The sequence below is a fragment of the Paraperlucidibaca wandonensis genome (assembly GCF_042677145.1).
Classification (GTDB): domain Bacteria; phylum Pseudomonadota; class Gammaproteobacteria; order Pseudomonadales; family Moraxellaceae; genus Perlucidibaca; species Perlucidibaca wandonensis.
Map to the genome: position 1 here is coordinate 710697 of NZ_JBHTIT010000001.1, position 19310 is coordinate 730006.

Consider the following 19310-nt stretch of genomic DNA (forward strand, 5'->3'; position numbering starts at 1 on the left):
AAGCAGGAGGCGGCGTTTTTTCTTATACTGCCGCCCTCGATTATGTTCATTGAAGCTATTTTATGACTGCCGCTCAAAAGCCTATTCGCACCCGTGTAGCCCCATCGCCCACTGGCGATCCGCACGTTGGTACCGCCTACATTGCTCTTTTTAACTTATGTTTTGCGCGCCAGCACGGCGGCCAATTCATTTTGCGCATTGAAGATACTGATCAGCAGCGCTCCACGCCTGAGTCTGAGCAACAAATTTTAAGCTCGCTAAAATGGCTAGGCCTGAACTGGGATGAGGGCCCTGACATTGGCGGCCCGCACGCGCCATACCGCCAAAGTGAGCGTAGCGACATCTATAAGGCGCACACGCAGCAGCTCATCGATAACGGCCATGCTTTCCATTGCTTCTGCAGCAATGAGCGCCTAGATGCTCTACGCGCTGAGCAAACCGCCGCAAAGGCCAGTATTGGCTACGATGGCCATTGCCTGAGCTTGAGTAAAGCTAATGTCGCGGAGCGCCTAGCCGCTGGCGAGTCATCGGTGGTGCGTTTGAATGTGCCAAGACCAGCCGCTGATGCTCCCGCTAGCGAGCGCCTATGCACGTTCACCGACATGCTGCGTGGCGACATTGAAATCGCTTGGGAGCAGGTCGATATGCAGGTACTGATGAAAGCCGACGGCCTGCCAACCTACCATTTAGCTAACGTCGTCGATGACCATTTGATGGAGATCACCCACGTGCTGCGCGGTGAGGAATGGATTAGCTCAGCGCCAAAACATCAGCTGCTGTATCGCTATTTTGGCTGGGATATGCCGACACTATGCCATATGCCATTACTGCGAAATCCGGACAAATCCAAGCTGTCGAAGCGCAAAAACCCGACGTCAATTACCTATTATGAGCGCATGGGTTACTTGCCACAGACTGTGGTGAATTACCTTGGTCGCATGGGTTGGTCCATGCCCGATGAGCGTGAGCAATTTAGTCTAGCTGAGATGATTGTGCACTTCGACGTCACGCGCGTGTCGCTGGGCGGGCCGATTTTCGATGTGGAAAAACTCGCTTGGCTCAATGGCCAGTGGATCAAGGCCTTGCCTGTGACTGATTTTGTTGCAGCATTTCAGCAATGGATCACGCCAGAATATCTCGCGCGCGTGGCCAGCCAGATTCAAACACGAGTGCAAACTTTGTCTGAAGCTGTGGATTGGGCAGGCTTCTTTTTTGCGGGTTCGGTGGGTTTGACTGCTGAGAAATTGCAGCAGAAAAAACTCACACCAGAGCAGGTAAAGCAGTTATTGCAGCTGAGTTTGTGGGAGCTGGAAGTGTTGCCGCAATGGGATCACGAGCACATCAACGCGCTCATGCAGCGCTTGAGCGAAGCGTTGGGCTGGAAGATGCGCGATGTCATGGCACCGTTTTTCGTCACCATCGCCGGCACGCCATCGGCACCGCCGATTATGGAGGCTATGGCGATTATCGGCCCCGATATGACGCGGGCGCGCTTGCGCGAGGCCATTGCCGTGTTGGGTGGCGTGTCGAAGAAAGAAACTAAGGTACTCGAGGCTCAACTTGCGGCATTTCGCCGTGGTGAGTCGCTGATTGAAGCGCCTGCTGAAGGTTAAAACGCAGCCGAAGCAGGACGTTAAGCGCTAGTCGAGCTGCTCGCGCCTGAGCAGCTCGACCTTATGCGCCACGCCCCATTTGTAGCCGCCCATGCCGCCATCGCTAGCAATCACGCGGTGGCAGGGCACGATTAGCGCTAAGGGATTGGCGCCGCAAGCGCTAGCCGCCGCGCGAATAGCGCGTGGTCGGCCAACGGCATCGGCCAAGGCTTTATAGCTGATGGTTTGTCCGCGCGGGATGCGACAGAGCGCCTGCCATACCGCTTGTTGAAACTCAGTGCCGGGCAGCGCCATGGGCAGAGTAATATTAGCTGCCTGACCATGGCTCATCGCCTCGATGGCTTCGGCAGTGGCGGCATGTTCGCGCTGTTGCTCTGCATTCATGGGTGCGCATTGCGCTTTTGGATGCTCAGAGATCAAGCCTGCAACCAGCTCCTCATCATCCTCGCCAATAATCACCGATGCTAAGCCGTTGTCGCCGACGGCTATTAACAGCCGGCCCGCTGCACCATCGAAGCAATGATAGAGCAGGGTGGTGTCAGTTTTAGATTGCGGCGACTTCTGGCTCATGGATTTGTTCTCGTTCGAGTTCTGCAATGAGTCTTCCCCAAGCCGATACCACGGCTTGAATGCTCGCCAGGGTCGTGTCATTGGCCATGGCGCTGGCAATAATTGTGCACTCACCATGACGAATTTGCACGCAGGCCAAAGCCTCGGCAGCGGTGTTATTGCTCAAGCTAAACTCATCGTAATGCTCAACACTGGCCTCGATGTCGTAGTGATTACTCAAGCCGTTAACGACAGCTGAGATTAAGCCATCGCCAACACCGACAATATGTTGCGAACCTAAGTCGGCCTCGATGCGTACTTGGCCATCGCGGCGTTGCGCTTGATAATCGCTGACCTGCCAACCGGTGGGCACATCCAAACAATGTGCATCAAACAAGCTAGAAATGGTGTTGGCATCAACTTCGCCACCACTGGCCTCGGCCGCTGCTTGCACGCGCTTGGAGAAAGCAATTTGCATCCAGCGCGGCAAAGTAATGCCAACGTGTTGCTCTAGCACATGCAAAACACCGCCTTTACCCGACTGCGAGTTGATGCGTACAACCTCTTCGTAGCGACGGCCCAAGTCGCGTGGGTCAATCGGCAAGTAGGCCACATCCCAAGGTGACTCAGCGCTTGGCGGCACTGTTTGCCGATTTAAGCATTTGCGAATGGCATCTTGGTGGCTGCCTGAAAACGCCGTGAACACTAACTCGCCAGCATAGGCGTGGCGCGGGTGCGTGGTGATTTCGGTGACAGCTTCCACGGTGTCGATGATGTCGCGCATATCCGACAAGTCGAGCTCGGGATCTATACCTTGGCTGTACAGATTCATCGCCATGGTGACCAAGTCCATATTGCCGGTGCGCTCACCATTGCCCAATAAAGTGCCTTCGACGCGATCAGCGCCGGCCATGACGCCAAGCTCTGCCGCCGCGACACCGCAGCCACGATCATTGTGCGTGTGCAAGGACACACAAACGTGCTCGCGCTGCGCCATGTGCTCGATCATCCACTCGATGCAGTCGGCATAAACATTAGGCGTGCTGACTTCCACCGTGGCTGGCAAGTTAATGATCACTGGCTGGCCTTTGGTGGGCTGCCAGATTTCAATCACGGCATTGACGATTTCCGCCGCCACTGACAGCTCGGTGCCGGTGAAGCTTTCTGGCGAATACTGAAATGTCCATTCGGTCTCAGGATGCAGTGCGGCGTGTTCGGCGACACAGCGCGCACCGGCGACAGCAATGGCTTTCACGCCAGCGACATCGGTCTGAAAAACTTGCTCGCGCTGGGTAATAGAGGTCGAGTTATAAACGTGCACGATGGCACGCTTGACGCCTTTTAATGACTCATAGGTGCGAGCAATTAATTCAGGCCTCGCCTGTGTTAACACTTGAATGGTGACGTTGTCGGGGATGCGATCTTGCTCAATCAATGCGCGGACAAAGTCAAAATCGGGCTGCGAGGCGGCCGGAAAGCCAACTTCGATTTCACGGAAGCCGCAACGTACCAAGCACTCAAACAGACGGATTTTTTGCGGCACGGTCATCGGTTTCACCAGCGCCTGATTGCCATCGCGCAAATCCACGGCACACCAGCGCGGTGCTTGGGTGATGACGTGGTTAGGCCATTGCCGCTGTGGTCTGGCGACGACGGGCGTGGGGCGGTATTTGCGATGATCAAAAGCCATGATGGTGTCCTACGTAGTGCTTTAGGGAGTGAGCTAAGTGTAGGAGGGTGGGTGCGCAATTGCTGAGCTTAAATTGACTTGATTAAGGATTAATAGGTGATACATTGCTATTAATGTATTTAAAGTGGTTTTAAATTGCGCTATGGCACATTACGACAGCATTCTTGATAAGTTCGATAAGCATATTCTCGCGCTACTGCAGAAAGACGCCTCGTTAAGCAACCTAGAGCTGGCCGAGCGCGTTGGACTGTCGCCATCGCCGTGTTTGCGCCGTGTGCAAAAGCTCGAAGCCATGGGCGTGATTACGGGTCGACGTGCCTTGTTGTCGCCTAAAGCTTTAGGCTTGGGACTAACGGTGATGATTCAAATCAGTGTTGATCGTCACACGCCAGAACGCTTTGAGCAGTTTGAGGCTGCTGTATCTAGCTATGATGAAGTGCAGCAGTGCTATCTGATTACTGGCCAAAGCGCAGATTATTTATTGAAAGTGGTGGTGCCGGATATGGATCGTTATCAGGATTTTTTGCTCAATAAGCTCACTCGTATAGAAGGTGTTAGTGGTGTGCATTCGAGCTTTGTCATGCGCCGCGTGGTCGACACCACAGCGCTGCCGCTGCACTACTTGTAGTTGATCGCTATAGTTGGTCGTTGAAACCGACTTAAACGAGGAGGGCACAATGAAGCAGCTATTAATCGTTGCTCACGCACCATCAGAAAATATGCAGGCGCTTGTCTCTGCTTTAACTGAAGGTGCGCAAGACAGCGAGATCGATGACGTCACAGTTGTCGTTGCCGAGGCGCTGAAAACTACACCGAAGCAAGTGTTAGCCTGCGATGGCATTATTTTGTTTACCTCAGAAAACCTCGCTTATATGAGCGGGGGAATGAAAGATTTTTTCGACCGCTGCTACTACCCCGTGCTTGAGCTTAAGCAGGGTTTGCCATGTGCACTGCTCATTCGTGCTGGTTCCGATGGCACCGGTACGCGACGTGCCATTGAGTCGATCGTCACAGGATTGCGCTGGCAATGGGTGCAAGAGCCGTTAATTTGCCGTGGCGCGTGGCAAACTGAGTTTGTCGGGCAAGCGCGCGAATTAGGCATGGGCATGGCGGCGGGGCTATCGGCAGGTATTTTTTAGCTTACTTAGCTCACACCGATGAAATTTTGGCTGTGTTTTAAGCAAATACCGCAAGAACTGAGCAAAGCGTGTGCAGATGTGCGGAAAATTGCGATTAGTGTGTTGACAGCATCTAGCCTGCTCAATAAACTGCGCGCCTCGAACAGCAGCAAGCACCCAGTAGCTGTTCGAAGTGTGGGGCTTTAGCTCAGCTGGGAGAGCGCTACAATGGCATTGTAGAGGTCAGCGGTTCGATCCCGCTAAGCTCCACCAAGTTTGGCCCCATCGTCTAGCGGTTAGGACATCGCCCTTTCACGGCGGTAACCGGGGTTCAATTCCCCGTGGGGTCACCACACAGCGAAAGCCCAGCTCTAAACAGCTGGGCTTTTCTGTTTCTGCAGCAAGCGTTTTCCGCAATACAGTTTCTGCGAAGCTTCTACATACTGCCTCTGAGTTTTCCTTGACTTTCCAGTCATGAAATTGTGTCATTCGCCAACCGTTTCTGTCGACGGATGTCATAAAGGATCTCTCATGTCGTATCGTTCTGCTTTCCGCGCCGATCTTTTTGCCGGCCAAACTCATATTGTTACTGGTGGTGGCTCAGGCATTGGTCGTTGCTGTGCTCATGAACTTGCCGCACTCGGCGCCAACGTCATTCTCATTGGCCGTAATATTGAGCGCCTAGAGTCCACACAAGCCGAAATCATTGCCGATGGCGGCAAGGCTAGCTATTACAGCGTAGACATCCGCCAAGAGGCTGATGTGCGCGATACCGTCGCTAAAATTGTTGCAGATCACGGTCAAATTCATGGCCTAGTGAACAACGCCGGCGGTCAGTTTCCGGCACCATTGCTGAAGATTTCGAAAAATGGTTGGGATGCCGTAGTTAGCAGCAATTTAACCGGTGGCTTTTTGATGGCGCGAGAGGTGATGAACCAATCTATGCGCGAGAAAGGCGGATCTATCGTCAACATCATTGCCGATATGTGGCGTGGTATGCCCAGCATGGGTCATTCCGGTGCCGCGCGTGCCGGCATGCTCAGCTTCACCGAAACGGCGGCTGTCGAATGGGCGTCATACGGCGTGCGCGTCAATGCCGTGGCTCCAGGCTTTATCGCCTCCAGCGGCATGGATAGCTATGGCGATGAGTTTGCCAACCACGTTATTCCGCAAATGCGCGGCACGATTCCCTCCAGTCGCATGGGCGACGAAGATGAAATCAGCAGCGTCATCACCTTTTTACTTTCACCTGCAGCTTCTTACACCACAGGTGCTTGCATCTGCGTCGACGGCGGCTCATCGCTCAATACCAAGCTCTTTGGCTTGAAAGAGCATGACCGTATGCCTGAACAAAAAGCATTTCATCGTGCTGTAAAGCCTATGGCTGTTCAGCGCATGATGAAAAAATGAGTATGGATGGCGTTTGGCCAGATTGGCAGGTGAGGGCAGATGGCTTGCACATCGCGCTGTGCTTTGGCCATTTCGACGCCGTTCAAGGTTTTATCACCGAACTCATGGCGTGGGCGCAGCGCAATGACCATCACCCCGAGGTCAGCTTTGGCTACGCTCAGGCCACGGTAACGTGGTTTAGCCATGATGTAGAGGCGATTACTGAGCGCGACCACCGTGCCGCGCGTGCTACTCAGCAGCTAATGACTACCTGGGGCGCTACGGCGATTTAGCGCAATCGGTTACACTCCTGTTTTTCTGGCTGCCTTGGCCAATCATGGAGTGGTTGCTTGACGCATACCGAAGCCTTCTTAAAAGATCTTGCCATCATCATGATGGCCGCCGGTTTTATCACGCTGGTCTTTCATCGCTTTAAACAGCCCGTGGTGCTTGGCTATATTTTGGCAGGCATCATTATTGGCCCGCACACGCCGCCATTCCCGCTGATTTCCGACCGCAACACTATCCAAACTATGGCCGATTTGGGCGTGGTGTTTTTGCTATTTTCGCTAGGTCTTGAGTTCAATGTTAGTAAGCTGAAAAAGGTCGGCGGTACGGCGTTAATTGCCGGTACTGCTGAAATCACTCTGATGCTCTGGGCCGGTTACAGCCTAGGCCGCGCCTTTGGTTGGAGTGAGATGGATGCCATTTTCTTGGGCGCCATGCTATCGATTTCGTCGACCACCATCATTGTGAAAGCGCTTGATGAGCTAAAGCTGAAACGAGAGCGTTTTGCCCAGTTTATTTTTGGTGTGTTGATTGTCGAGGATATTCTCGCCATCGCCATGATAGTGCTGCTCTCAGGGCTAGCGCTTACTGGCGAGGTTAGCGTGAGCAGCGTTGCCAACACGCTTGGGCGCTTGGGCATTTTCTTGGTGGTGGCGCTGTTACTAGGGCTATTGCTAGTACCGCGTTTGCTGTCGGTGGTGGCGCGTTACCAAAGCAAAGAAATGCTTTTGGTGACTGTTTTAGGCCTGTGTTTTGGCTTCTGCTTATTGGTGGTGGAGCTGGGCTATAGCATGGCGCTGGGCGCATTTGTTATGGGTGCGATCATTGCTGAGTCTAAACAGATCCATGTCATTGAGCGCTTAGTCGAACCCTTGCGCGATATGTTTACGGCAATTTTCTTTGTCGCCATCGGCATGATGGTTGACCCAAGCGTGCTGGTCGAATACTGGGTGCCGATTTTGATCATCACGGCCGTGGTGGTTATAGGTAAAACCACGGCCAATACCTTGGCGACTATTGCCACTGGTCACGATGCCCGCACCTCGCTGAAAGTCGGCATGGGCTTGTCCCAAATTGGCGAGTTCTCTTTTATTATCGCGAGCTTAGGCGTAACACTTGGTGTCACTAGCGGCTTCCTTTACCCGGTGGTGGTGTCGGTGTCTGTGCTGACAACCATACTTACGCCATATCTGATTAGAAACTCTGATCTCGCGGCTTCGACCTTTCGCCATTTAGTGCCGAACTCACTACAAGGCAGTTTAACCGCCTATGAAAACTGGCTAGGCAGCATGGGCTCGAGTGCTCAAGAAAATCATGTGTCGGCCTTTATTCGTCGCATTTTGCTGCATGTGGTGCTGAACTTTTGCGTTATTGCCGCCTTGTTTATCGCGGGCGCGGCTTTGGTAGCCCATACCGACTTAACCGAATGGTTGGCGGTACTGCCGCAAGAGTGGCGTAGCACGGTGTTTTGGGCAGCGACTTTGGTGTTGGCTATGCCATTTATGGTGGCGGCATATCGCAAGCTAGAAGCGCTGGCAATGATTTTGACTGAGCTTGGTGCGGGCGTTGCCACCACACCTGCGCGGGTGACATTGTATCGCCTGTTTGCGCGCGCCTTACCAACGGCGGCCTTAGTGGCGATGTTGTTGTTGATCTCAGCCTTAAGCTCGATTATTTTGCCGCCCTTGCACTTGTTTGTTGCCGTGCTGGTATTAGTTTTATTACTGGCACTGGCATTATGGCCGCGCGTGGTGCGTTGGCATTCGCAGCTGCAAGTAGCGCTGCGCGAGACAATTGCTCAGCAAGCTGATGATCCTAATAAATAAAAATTAAATATCAAAGGACGCAATATGCTTAAGGAACAGGGATTTACCAGTCATGGCCGTGGCTTTTTAAAGACATTTTTTATTGAGCTCGCACTTTATGTGCTTATTGGTGGCGCCTTTGTTGCCACAGGCAGCAGCTGGTTATGTGTCGTGCTGAGCTGTGTTGCTATCTTTGCTTTGCTACGTTTGCTGATGGTCATGGGCAACGTCATCCCGACCTATAAAAATCGCTCGCCTAAGCGCGCTGAACATGAAGTTGGCTGCTTTTCTACGGTGGCTATGCTGCTGCGAGAATGGTGGGCAGCGATCCTAACCTATCCGTTTTTATTCGCTTTTGAGCCGTGGTTGGTGCCGACCAATCCGCCGGCTGGCCTTACGCATCGCGGCGACCCGATTGTGCTAGTGCCTGGCTTCTTCACTAACCGCGGCTATTTATGGGCCTGGCGTCGGTATTTATTAAAAAATGGCTATGGCAAAGTCTACGCCGTCAGCCCCGAGCCGATTTTTCATAGCGTTGAGAAAAACGCCGAGCATTTGGCACGCTTTGTCGATGAAGTGCTCGTTGAAACCGGTAGTAAACGCGTGATTTTACTTGGTCACTCCATGGGCGGCTTAGTGATTCGTCTGTATTTGCATCGTTTTGGCGGCATGCCGAAAGCATCGTTGGCGGTAGCCGTTGGTTCACCGCTAGTTGGCACCGTGCTGGCTGAAGGTAAAGAGAAAATGGGGCCGATCATTGCTCAGCTAACGCGAAGCAATGCTTGGGCTTTGGATTTTTTGCGTGAGGCCGAAGCTGCCCCATGCCCGATTCCATTTATTAGCGTGTGGTCGCCGCACGACACTATTGTTGCACCGCAAAACACCTCCATGGTGGCGGAGCATTATGGCCGCAACATCACGCTGCCCGGTGTTGGCCATATGGAAATGGTGAACTCAGCGCAAGTGATGCGCGTGCTCAAGCAAACTCTCGACGAGTTTCATGACGCTAAAGCTAATTAAGCGCTGCACTGCCTTTGCAGGCGAGGGCTATTTCACTATACTGCGCCCTCGCTGCAGGCATCGCGCCCGCTGCGCTATGGTGACCCTACCGGTCTCCTCGCACGATAAAACAGTTAACCCCGCCAGATCCGGAAGGAAGCAACGGTCACTGTCGAGTCGGTGCCGAGGCCGGGCTGGTAGGGTTGCCACCCAATCTCTCGCAAGACCCTCCCTATGATTCCTATTGCCATTATTGGCGGTGGTCCAGCTGGTTTAATGGCCGCTGAACAGCTAACGCGTGCTGGTATTGCCGTTGAGCTCTTCGACTCCATGCCTTCATTAGGCCGTAAACTTTTGTTGGCTGGCATTGGTGGTTTAAACATCACGCACAGTGAGTCTGCTCCGCAGTTTTTGCGCCGCTATGGCCAGTCGCAAGCACGATTACAACCTGTCTTAGCCGAGTTCGACGCAGACGCATTGCGGGCCTGGGTGCATGAGCTAGGCATTGAAACCTTTGTCGGTAGCTCGGGGCGTGTGTTTCCGCTCGAGATGAAGGCTGCGCCTTTGCTACGGCGTTGGCTGAGTCGCTTACGGGCGCAAGGGCTGGTAGTGCATACGCGGCATCGTTGTGTCGGCGTTAGAGGCATAACAGCAGAAGCACCTGCAGAGGCTGGATACGAGCTTGATTTTGTCTCGCCCGATGGCCAACGCAGTATTCGCACTTGCGCCGTGATTTTTGCCATGGGTGGCGGCAGCTGGGCGCGTTTAGGCTCAGATGCAGCGTGGCAACATTGGCTGCCAGCGTTGGCTATTCAGCCGTTAAAGCCCGCTAACTGCGGATTTCACAGTACTCATAGTGCGATGGTTCAAGCCTTGGCCGGCAGCCCGCTGAAAAATATTACGCTGCAGCTGCCGTGGCTAGACGTATCACTTAAGTCTGCTCGCGGCGAAGCGGTTGTGACTCAATGGGGCATTGAAGGTAGCGTTATTTACGCCCACAGCGCGATGATCCGTGATCGTATCGAGACCAACGGTAATGCTGAAGTAGTCTTGGATTTGCTGCCTGATCATTCGGTCGAGCACTTACTTCAGCAGCTACAAAGCAGCAATCCTAAGCACAGCCTAAGCCGTCAGTGGCAGGGCATTGGTCTTAGCGGTATCAAAGCAGCGCTACTGCGCGATGCCTTGCCAAAGGCCCATTGGTCGGATGCCCAGCGCGTGATTAATACCGCCAAAGCCTTGACGCTAAAGCTCACTGCCGCGCGCCCAATCGATGAGGCCATCAGCACAGCAGGTGGCGTGTGTTGGACAGAATTAGCGATGACACTTGCCTCAGAGCGCTTTCCGGGGCTGTTTTTCGCCGGCGAAATGATCGATTGGGAGGCGCCAACTGGCGGTTATTTGCTAACCGCTTGCTTTGCCACTGGTCGCAAAGCTGGGCTATCGGCTCACGCTTTTTTGACGCATGACTTGAGAAAGTCACGAACTCGAGAGTATAACTAGCATCCACTTTAAAATTGCATGGAGCGTGTCATGGTTGATATTGATGCTTACCAAAAAAAATTAACGGCTCAACTAAACGAATGGAAAGCGCAAGCTGACCTTTTGAAAGCACGCGCAGAGGGCGCCGGCGCAGACCTACAGCTCGAACTCAACAAACAAATCGAGAATCTAAAAGGCCTGCAAGCCGATGCGCAGAGCAAGTTTGAAGCAATGCGTAACGTTGGCGAAGATAAAGCCAACGAGATTAAAAGCATGGTTGATGGCATGGTTGGCGAAATCGGCAGCACCTTGAAATCGATTGGCTCGCGCTTAAAAAAATAAGCCTGTGCTGAATAAAAAAGCCGCCCATTTCTGAGGCGGCTTTTTTATGTTCGCTAATCAGGCAAGCACTACTTATGAGCAGTAGAGGTGGTTTCAACTGAGGCGTTAGCACTGGCTCCGACAGCAAAGCCAATATGCTGTAGGAAGTTACGCATAGCTTTTAGATAGCGGCCTTGATCTAAGTGCATCAAGTGATTACCAGGGAACCAATGCAGGCGGCAGCGCTGCCAATGCTCCCAGAGCAGGTGCGTATGCTTTGGTGGTGCTAAACGATCGCCAGCTCCGGCGATGAGCATTAGGCGGTCGCGTGGCAGTTTGGTGGGATAACTCAGTGCCGACTGCACGGCGACTGCAGCACGAGCATCGGTGATGCTCATGCCGGCAAGCTTTAAGCCAGTGCGCACAATCGGGCCAGTGGGGAACCATTCAAGCATGATGTCGATAATGCTCACCACCGGCACATTGGGTATGCAAAAGGCTAGCCTATCCTCAACGCAGGCCAGTAGCGCCGAGGTGTAGCCGCCTAGGCTAATGCCGGTGACACCCATTTGCGGCACGCCTTGGTCTTCCAGGTAGTCCATAAAGACACGAATATCGTGGATGGCATGGGCCACAGTTTCGTTCATATGGCAGAAGCCGTGGGAGAAGTAGCCATGGCCGCTGAAGGGCGAGAATTTGCCTTGGCGCTTGCCGTGAAATGGTAGCGTGACCATCAGGACGTCATAGCCTTGTTCGTAAAACCATGGCATCGCTAAAAACCGGCTATTGAGCCAATACGGGTCGGCGGTGAAACCGTGAATGACAATGATGGTGGGGCGCGGTTTGTCGTCATGTTGCCAATGCTCGGCCCACGCCGTGGCGTTGCGCTCGTAGCTTGAGTAATGCTCACGTAAGGCAGGGTTGACGGCTTCAAATGCGCTATCGAATGATAGTAAGTCGATGTGACCAATATTAGGGCGGTATTGCAGGTAGTTCGATTTTTGTCTGCGCATGCTTACGCCGCGCTTCGGCCGCTGATAAAAGGCATCGGCATCGCCATTTCGAGCAAACTCTTCGTAGAACGCGCGCTGCTCGCGATCGATCGCCACTTGCTTGGGCCTTAATGTGGTTGGAATAGCTAGCAAGCCGGCCATCGTCGCTAAGCTGGTACGGATAACATTATCAATTTGCTTGGTGCCGGCGACCATGAGCTTTGCGACGCCGTTAAGCTCAAATTCATCCTGCCATTCGGGAAAGTCTTCGGGTAAATGCTGCCACCATGGGCTGCCGGTAATAGCGAGTTTGCTCTGGCGATAGGCTTGATTAGCAACACGGGAGACTCGTTGGGCGGGTGATGCCATGATTATTCCGTATAAAAATAAAAATACCGCGCAGAATGTAGCGACTGATCAGTCACTGAGCAAGCGTTGCCTTTAATTGAGCGCAAGTGAAATTGCCCGAAAGGCTTGGGGTAGGCCCGCGCATCCGCTAGGATAGACTTTGATTAAATAAGTAGAAGCGCCGCTCATGAGTTATCACGTACTTGCCCGTAAATACCGTCCACGCTGCTTTCAGGAGCTTGTTGGGCAAGAAGTGGTGGCGCGTGCGTTAAGCCATGCACTGGAGCAAAATCGGCTGCATCACGCTTATTTGTTTACGGGCACGCGCGGTGTGGGGAAAACCACGATTGCACGTATTTTATCGCGCTGCTTGAACTGCGAAGAGGGCATAAGCGCCAATCCTTGTGGCGTGTGCAGTACTTGTCGTGAGATCGACGAAGGCCGCTTTGTTGATTTAATTGAGGTCGACGCGGCTTCGCGCACCAAAGTCGAAGACACCCGCGAGTTGCTCGATAATGTGCAGTACGCGCCAACACGCGGGCGCTACAAGGTGTATTTGATCGATGAGGTGCATATGCTCTCGGGGCACTCTTTCAATGCCTTGCTGAAAACCCTCGAAGAGCCGCCTCCCCATGTGAAGTTTTTGCTCGCCACTACCGATCCGCAAAAATTGCCGATGACGATCTTGTCGCGCTGCCTGCAATTTGCTTTAAAGCCGATGACGCCAGAGCGTGTGGTTGGGCATTTGCAGCATGTTTTGCATGCCGAAAACATTAGCTTTGAAGACGCTGCACTGTGGTTGCTTGCCCGTGGTGCTCAGGGCTCGATGCGCGATGCGCTATCGCTGACTGACCAAGCCATTGCCTTTGGCCATGGTTCGCTGATTGAGGCCGATGTGCGCACGCTGCTCGGGAGTATCGACCGTGACTTGGTGTTTCGTGTGCTTGATGCCTTGCTGTCTCAAGATGCTGCCTCAGTACTTTCAGTAGTTTCTGGAATGGCTGAGCAAAGCATTGATTTTGCAGGCGCTATTACAGAGTTGATTAGTGTCTTGCATCGCCTAGCTGTAGCACAGGCAGTGCCAGATGCTATTGATAATAGTGAGGGTGATAGAGATCGCTTGCTGGCTATTGCGGCGGCGATGACAGCGGAAGACTTGCAGCTGTATTACCAAATGGCGCTGCATGGTCGTCGCGACCTGCCATTGGCAGTGGATGCTCGTTCAGGCTTTGAGATGACGCTGCTGCGGATGTTGAGCTTTCGGCCTGATACGACTGCGCCAGTAAGTGGCGGTGGGGCGCGAGCGCAGCGAGCGGCGCCTACAACGGCTCAGCCGGCAACGCCTTCAGTGGCTTCTGCTTCTTCTACGACGGCTATGGCTACTTCAGCGCCGCAAATTTCAGTGCAGACGCCAACAGCCGTGGTGCCTGCTGCAGTGCTTGAACGACCGGTGGTAGCGCAGCCTAGTGCAGTTTCGGCTGCGCCGGTCTCACCAGAGCCAACGCCAAGATACGAGCCACCAGCCGTAAATCAAAACATCGCCGCTGAAGCCCCATCATCGAATGAAGAGGCTGCGAGTCCACAGACTCAAGCTGCAACTGCAGAGCCTGCCGATCACCCGCAATCACGCCTAATGGCCGGCGACTGGTCAGCAGAGGCATGGGCGCAATGGGTAGACCGCTCCGGCCTTACTGGCGCGCCGTTGAACTTGGCGCGCCACACTTATTTGCATCAACAAGCCGATACCGCTTGGGAATTACGCTTATCGCCCCAACATCAAATGCTGGCGGGTGGCCAAGCGTTTCCGCCATTGCAGCAGGCATTGGCACGCGACTTTCCAGCGCAGGCGATTCATTTATCGTTGGTAGAGCCCGACGTAGAAACGCCAATTCAGCGCCGCCAACGCTTAGCTGCCGCACGCCGCGAGGCAGCTGAAACGGCCTTGCGCAATGATCCGGTGGTGAAGGCCTTAGAGTCTACTTTTGGCGCTAGGCTACTGCCTGAGTCATTAACACTAACGCACTAATTTACATTAAGAGATGGATTTAAGATTATGAATATGCAACAAATGATGCAACAAGCTCAGCGCATGCAAGAGCAAATGCAGAAGAAAATGGAAGCCGCTCAAGCCGAGCTAGCAGCCGCCGAAATTCAGGGCGAAGCCGGCGCTGGTTTGGTAAAAATCACCATGAATGGTCAGCACGGCGTAAAGCGCGTCAGCATCGATGCCAGCTTACTCAGCGAAGATAAAGACATCTTGGAAGACTTAATTGCCGCTGCGATAAATGACACGGTGCGCAAAGTCGAAGCCACTAGCAAAGAAGCGATGGGCGCAGCCACCAGCGGCTTAGGCTTGCCGCCTGGCTTTAAGATGCCATTCTAAGACATGCTCAGCCCACTCATCAGCGAGCTGATTGACGCACTACGCATCTTGCCAGGTGTTGGTCCTAAGTCGGCGCAGCGTATGGCCTTAAACTTGTTGGAGCGCCAGCGCCCCGGCGGTTTACGGCTGATGAAAGCGCTAGAGCAAGCCCTGCATCAAGTGGAGCATTGCAGCAGCTGTCGCATGCTCACTGAGCAAACGACTTGCCGCCTATGCCAAGATGCCAGCCGCGATGACAGCGCCTTATGCGTGGTCGAAAGCCCCATGGATGTGATCGCGCTAGAGCAAAGCGGCAGTTTTCGGGGCCGCTATTTTGTTTTGCTAGGGCGTTTATCTCCGCTCGATGGCATCGGCCCCAATGAGCTTGGCCTGCCTGCGCTACTGAGCCGCTTGCGCGAAAACCCCAGCATTACGGAGCTGATCATCGCTACCAATGCCACGGTGGAGGGCGAGGCGACTGCGCATTATTTGCGTGAAGCCACGCGCGCACTGCCATTAGTTGTGAGTCGCATTGGTCACGGTGTGCCCATGGGCGGTGAGCTTGAGTTTGTCGATGGCAATACGCTGACTCACGCCCTAAGTGGCCGCCGCCCAGTATTGTGACACTTTATTAGGAATGGCTTTATGAGCTGGCAAACCCGCATCACCACGCTGTTTGGCATCCGCTATCCACAGATTTGCGCAGGCATGACCTATGTCTCCAATGCTGAGCTGGCAGCTGCTGTAAGCAATGCTGGCGGGCTAGGCTTGATCCAAATTGGCCATCTCACGCCTGAGCAAGCTCGTGCCGAAATTAGAAAAGCACGGACCTTAACCAGCCAACCATTTGGTGTTGGCTTGGCCTTAATCATGCCGGGTGCTCATGAAAACGCCGAAGTGGCGCTTGAAGAGCAAGTGCCGGTGATTAATTTCTCGCTAGGCAAGGGCGATTGGCTATGCAAGCGCGCCCATGCCTATGGCGGCAAAGTCATCGCAACCGTTGTGACTGAGCGACATGCCATCGCTGCCGAGCGTGATGGCGCCGATGCTTTACTGGTCACCGGCCATGAGGCCGCTGCGCATGGTGGCGATGTCACAACACTGGTGCTAGTGCCGGCCATCCGCCGTGTTTGCCGAATTCCGATTATCGCCGCTGGCGGGATTGCCAATGGCAGTGGCCTAGTTGCAGCGCTAGCCTTAGGTGCTGATGCGGTGGTGATGGGCACGCGCTGGGCGATGACTCAGGAAAGCCCAGTACACGCCAACACGCGCGCTGTGATTGCGAAAAAATCGGTCAGCGACACGCTCTACACCAAAAACTTCGATGGCATGCCTTGCCGCATCATGGATACACCAGCGGCGCGAGATGCTGCCCGCAAACCCATGAGCCCGCTGCGTGCGCTCTGGGCCTCTTTAAAGCTTATGCGCGAGCAGAGCACACCGATTAGCCAGGTCATCGCTAACCTGCGCCGTCACGGCCCATTAGCGACATTGCAGCTGAGCTTCTTCGCTGCTGCGGTTGAGCGTATTCGCTTAGCTATTCTTGATGGCGACCTTGATCGCGGCGTACAACTTATTGGCCAAGCGCAAGGTTTGATTGACGATGTGCCTAGCTGCGATGAGTTGATGCAGCGGCTAATGCACGAGGCCGATGCAAGCTTTACCGCTGTCGCCGCTTTATCTGGGCATATCGCTAAAAGCCCCACACAAGCCGCTGAAATACACTCGCCGCATCCGCAGCCAGTCACCAGTTAACTAGAGGCTTTTATGGATGCATTAACCGCTATTCGAACTCGCCGCTCATTGCCACGCTTAGGCTTGCCAGTGCCAACGCCGGAGCAGCTAGCTATCGCATTTGAGGCTGCAGCCTGCGCGCCAGATCATCGCGTCATAAGACCGTGGCGCTATTTGGTGATCGAAGGTGATGGCCTTGCGCAGCTTGGTGAGGTTTTTGTCGCCGCTATAGCAAAGACAGACCCTGCTCGTGCCGAGGTCGAAGCTGAGCGTTTTCGCCAATTACCGCTTCGCGCACCAATGATTATCGTCGCAGTTTTAAGCCTGCAAGATCATCCGGGCGTGCCTGAATGGGAGCAGTGGCTGAGCTTGGGCGCTTCGGTACAAAATTTGCTGCTAGCGCTGCACGCGCAAGGTATGGCTGCGATATGGCGCACAGGCGAGATGGCAACCGAGAAGCATGTGTGCGCCGAGCTCGGCTTAGCGCCACATGAGCATATTGGTGGCTTGGTTTATGTTGGTAGCGCTCTGGCTGATAAAGCCGCACCGGCATTGCCAGAAAAGCTTTGGGCGCAATGGCCAGCGAAATAACAAGGATAAGTGACGCTATGGCTTCAAACCCGCAAGCAAGCAGTACTTTGGCTGAGGCTCAAACATTTTGGGCAAGCGTGCGCGATGAAATTCCCATGCTCAGCTATATGCAAACCTCGCTTGAAGCTTGGGATGGCCAGTCGCTATGCATCGCCGCGCCGCTTGCGCCCAACACCAATGACAAAAGCACGGCCTTTGCCGGCTCACTCGCCACACTAGCAACCGTTACCGGTTGGGCAACGCTCACCTTATGGGCGAAGTCGCAGTATGTGCCGTGCTTGGTTGCTGCCGCAGATTCACATATTCGTTATAGAAAGCCGGTGATGAGTGACTTCAAAGCCATCGCGATATTGCCTAGTGCTGAGGATTTAGCCGGCTTGAAAGCACGCATTGCCAGTCATGGCCGTGGCCGCGTGAGCGTGCAAGTAGTGGTGCAAAGTGCGGGCGAGGATGCATTGACGCTAGAGGCAAGCTACGCTGTATGGCCTAGCAAAGGCTGATAAGCAGTATTTTCTGTAAAAGTTGTAGGCAACAAAAAGCCGCTATTGAAGCGGCTTATGTTTAGCAAGCTAGCGCTGAATTAAGCGGCGCGGCTTTGCGGAAAATGGCAGCGTTTAGCTAGGTCGGCACAGGCTTGCTGGATCATCTCTTCAGTGATCGCAATTTCATGGCCCTGTTCATCGACTAGCACGGCAAATTGAAATGCGTTGCTGTATTGGCGATTTTCGATGTGGTTTGCGTTGACTGTATTCATGGGGCACCTCGTGCGTTTCCTTGAGTTCAATATAGTGAGTGCCCTCGGGTGCGTCATGGACTTTCCTGCGTAAAATGTAACCATCTATGAAATCATTTCAGACTGTTTCAGAAACCACCACTTCGCGCGCCTTGCGTATTGGCCTGCTCATCAACCCCTATGCCGGTGTTGGCGGGCCTTTAGCGCTAAAAGGCAGCGATGAAATCCCCTCCGATGTGCGTGCGCAACTTGTGATACAAACGCTTGCTGGCGAGAGCCCAGCGCAGTGTCGAATGCTTGCATTCTTCACCGCACTCGATGAGATGTTGCAAGAAGACCTAGTAAAACCGCACTGGGTCAGTATCGACGGCCCCATGGGTGGCTCTACACTCAGCCAATTAGGCCTAGCCTATGAGCCTGTGCCCATCGCTATTAATCAGCCATCCACAGCGCAAGATACTCAAGTACTTGCGCAAGCTATAAAAGCAGCAGGTGTTGATCTTTTACTCTTCGCAGGCGGCGATGGCACGGCGCGCGATGTCTGCACAGCTATTGGCACAACGACGCCTGTATTGGGCTTGCCGGCTGGCGTGAAAATGCATTCGGGTGTGTTTGCCATTAACCCGAAAGCGGCAGCGGAGTTACTACTAGCCTTATTACGTGGCGAATGGGTGGCGCTCGATACTGCCGAAGTGCGAGATATTGATGAAGCAGCTTTGCGAAATGGCCGCGTCATTGCTAAACACTTTGGCGAAATGCGTGTGCCCGTGGCGGCGAATCAATTGCAGCAGGTGAAATGCTCAGGCCTTGAGGTCGAGGCTTTAGTTGTTGCAGAGATCGCAGCCAGCGTAGTCGAAGATATGTTGCCTGGTCAGTATTACGCCTTAGGTCCGGGCACGACGGTTGCTGCCGTTGCCGAGGCCTTAGCGCTGCCAAACACCTTATTAGGCTTCGATATCATTTGCGATGGCGAGCTAGTTTGCGCCGATGCTACTGCCGCCGATTTACTGCGCGTTGCCGAGCAAGACTCACTGATCATCATCATCACGCCAACGGGTGGGCAGGGCAGCCTTATTGGTCGTGGTAATCAGCAGTTAAGTGCGGCGTTGCTAGAAATAATTGGTCGTGACGCATTGCGTGTGCTGGCTACGCCCGCCAAGCTTGCTGCACTATCGGGTCGGCCACTTAGGCTAGATACGAATAATGCCAATTTAGATCGTGCGTGGTCTGGGCTTTGGCCGATTATCACGGGTTATCAGCAGGCCGCACTCTACGTTGTTGCGGGCTGAATCATTG

Annotated in this window: 20 protein-coding genes, 2 tRNA genes and 1 other RNA gene; 19 read left to right on the forward strand and 4 right to left on the reverse strand. The window is 53.8% G+C overall.

Annotation, left to right across the window (positions count from 1 at the left end):
• Window positions 1–62: 62 nt before the first annotated feature.
• Entirely contained in the window at window positions 63–1613 is a 1551-nt protein-coding gene (gene gltX, locus ACFQ0F_RS03205) for a glutamate--tRNA ligase (protein ID WP_379069091.1), read from the forward strand.
• Between the two features lie 27 nt (window positions 1614–1640).
• Here gltX and ACFQ0F_RS03210 read toward each other — a convergent pair whose 3' ends face one another.
• Window positions 1641–2183, reverse strand: coding sequence for a methylated-DNA--[protein]-cysteine S-methyltransferase (locus tag ACFQ0F_RS03210; protein WP_379069094.1), 543 nt, complete (start codon window positions 2181–2183; stop codon window positions 1641–1643).
• On the reverse strand, window positions 2158–3852 hold the full coding sequence (locus ACFQ0F_RS03215; RefSeq protein WP_379069096.1) for a 2-isopropylmalate synthase: 1695 nt from the start codon (window positions 3850–3852) through the stop codon (window positions 2158–2160). The genes ACFQ0F_RS03210 and ACFQ0F_RS03215 overlap by 26 nt, the downstream gene beginning before the upstream one ends.
• A gap of 142 nt (window positions 3853–3994) precedes the next feature.
• Between ACFQ0F_RS03215 and ACFQ0F_RS03220 the strand changes: the two genes are divergently transcribed.
• The 11 genes from ACFQ0F_RS03220 to ACFQ0F_RS03270 all read left to right on the forward strand — a co-directional run bounded on the left by ACFQ0F_RS03220 (window position 3995) and on the right by ACFQ0F_RS03270 (window position 11275).
• A complete protein-coding gene (locus tag ACFQ0F_RS03220) occupies window positions 3995–4480 on the forward strand; it encodes an Lrp/AsnC family transcriptional regulator (protein WP_340674962.1) in 486 nt (161 codons plus the stop codon).
• Between the two features lie 49 nt (window positions 4481–4529).
• The gene (locus tag ACFQ0F_RS03225) at window positions 4530–4991 is read left to right on the forward strand and encodes a flavodoxin family protein (RefSeq protein ID WP_340674963.1); all 462 of its coding nucleotides are present in this window, start codon (window positions 4530–4532) and stop codon (window positions 4989–4991) included.
• A 176-nt stretch (window positions 4992–5167) separates the two neighbouring features.
• Window positions 5168–5243: transfer RNA gene (locus ACFQ0F_RS03230), tRNA-Ala, on the forward strand.
• A 5-nt stretch (window positions 5244–5248) separates the two neighbouring features.
• Window positions 5249–5323 (forward strand) — tRNA-Glu (locus tag ACFQ0F_RS03235).
• 178 nt (window positions 5324–5501) lie between these two features.
• A complete protein-coding gene (locus ACFQ0F_RS03240; protein ID WP_379069101.1) occupies window positions 5502–6380 on the forward strand; it encodes an SDR family oxidoreductase in 879 nt (292 codons plus the stop codon).
• Entirely contained in the window at window positions 6377–6652 is a 276-nt protein-coding gene (locus ACFQ0F_RS03245) for a 4a-hydroxytetrahydrobiopterin dehydratase (protein ID WP_379069104.1), read from the forward strand. The genes ACFQ0F_RS03240 and ACFQ0F_RS03245 overlap by 4 nt, the downstream gene beginning before the upstream one ends.
• Window positions 6653–6709: 57 nt before the next feature.
• Window positions 6710–8473: a cation:proton antiporter gene (locus ACFQ0F_RS03250; protein ID WP_379069107.1), complete on the forward strand. Its 1764-nt coding sequence runs from the start codon at window positions 6710–6712 to the stop codon at window positions 8471–8473.
• Window positions 8474–8497: 24 nt separating this feature from the next.
• Window positions 8498–9472 (forward strand): alpha/beta fold hydrolase, encoded by a 975-nt coding sequence (locus ACFQ0F_RS03255; protein ID WP_379069110.1) that lies wholly within the window; start codon window positions 8498–8500, stop codon window positions 9470–9472.
• An 86-nt stretch (window positions 9473–9558) separates the two neighbouring features.
• Window positions 9559–9654, forward strand: an RNA gene (gene ffs / locus ACFQ0F_RS03260) — signal recognition particle sRNA small type.
• A 31-nt stretch (window positions 9655–9685) separates the two neighbouring features.
• The gene (locus tag ACFQ0F_RS03265) at window positions 9686–10954 is read left to right on the forward strand and encodes a BaiN/RdsA family NAD(P)/FAD-dependent oxidoreductase (RefSeq protein ID WP_379069113.1); all 1269 of its coding nucleotides are present in this window, start codon (window positions 9686–9688) and stop codon (window positions 10952–10954) included.
• Window positions 10955–10984: 30 nt separating this feature from the next.
• The gene (locus ACFQ0F_RS03270; RefSeq protein WP_340674969.1) at window positions 10985–11275 is read left to right on the forward strand and encodes a hypothetical protein; all 291 of its coding nucleotides are present in this window, start codon (window positions 10985–10987) and stop codon (window positions 11273–11275) included.
• 68 nt (window positions 11276–11343) lie between these two features.
• Here the strand turns inward: ACFQ0F_RS03270 and ACFQ0F_RS03275 are convergent, their stop codons facing one another.
• Window positions 11344–12615 (reverse strand): alpha/beta hydrolase family protein, encoded by a 1272-nt coding sequence (locus tag ACFQ0F_RS03275; RefSeq protein ID WP_379069116.1) that lies wholly within the window; start codon window positions 12613–12615, stop codon window positions 11344–11346.
• Window positions 12616–12781: 166 nt separating this feature from the next.
• Here ACFQ0F_RS03275 and dnaX point away from each other — a divergent pair, with 166 nt between their 5' ends.
• From dnaX to ACFQ0F_RS03305, 6 genes are read left to right on the forward strand one after another with little or no spacing between them, the layout of a single operon-like run.
• Window positions 12782–14620, forward strand: coding sequence for a DNA polymerase III subunit gamma/tau (gene dnaX, locus ACFQ0F_RS03280; protein ID WP_379069119.1), 1839 nt, complete (start codon window positions 12782–12784; stop codon window positions 14618–14620).
• Between the two features lie 27 nt (window positions 14621–14647).
• Window positions 14648–14977, forward strand: coding sequence for a YbaB/EbfC family nucleoid-associated protein (locus tag ACFQ0F_RS03285; protein WP_340674972.1), 330 nt, complete (start codon window positions 14648–14650; stop codon window positions 14975–14977).
• 3 nt (window positions 14978–14980) lie between these two features.
• Entirely contained in the window at window positions 14981–15580 is a 600-nt protein-coding gene (recR, locus tag ACFQ0F_RS03290; RefSeq protein ID WP_379069122.1) for a recombination mediator RecR, read from the forward strand.
• Between the two features lie 21 nt (window positions 15581–15601).
• Complete coding sequence (locus ACFQ0F_RS03295) at window positions 15602–16711, forward strand: NAD(P)H-dependent flavin oxidoreductase (protein ID WP_340674974.1); 1110 nt, start codon at window positions 15602–15604, stop codon at window positions 16709–16711.
• A gap of 12 nt (window positions 16712–16723) precedes the next feature.
• Entirely contained in the window at window positions 16724–17281 is a 558-nt protein-coding gene (locus ACFQ0F_RS03300; RefSeq protein WP_379069126.1) for a nitroreductase family protein, read from the forward strand.
• Window positions 17282–17298: 17 nt separating this feature from the next.
• Entirely contained in the window at window positions 17299–17781 is a 483-nt protein-coding gene (locus ACFQ0F_RS03305; RefSeq protein WP_379069129.1) for a YiiD C-terminal domain-containing protein, read from the forward strand.
• An 80-nt stretch (window positions 17782–17861) separates the two neighbouring features.
• Here the strand turns inward: ACFQ0F_RS03305 and ACFQ0F_RS03310 are convergent, their stop codons facing one another.
• The gene (locus tag ACFQ0F_RS03310) at window positions 17862–18035 is read right to left on the reverse strand and encodes a PA1571 family protein (protein WP_379069132.1); all 174 of its coding nucleotides are present in this window, start codon (window positions 18033–18035) and stop codon (window positions 17862–17864) included.
• 86 nt (window positions 18036–18121) lie between these two features.
• Between ACFQ0F_RS03310 and ACFQ0F_RS03315 the strand changes: the two genes are divergently transcribed.
• A complete protein-coding gene (locus tag ACFQ0F_RS03315) occupies window positions 18122–19303 on the forward strand; it encodes an ATP-NAD kinase family protein (RefSeq protein WP_379069135.1) in 1182 nt (393 codons plus the stop codon).
• The last annotated feature ends 7 nt before the right edge of the window (window positions 19304–19310 follow it).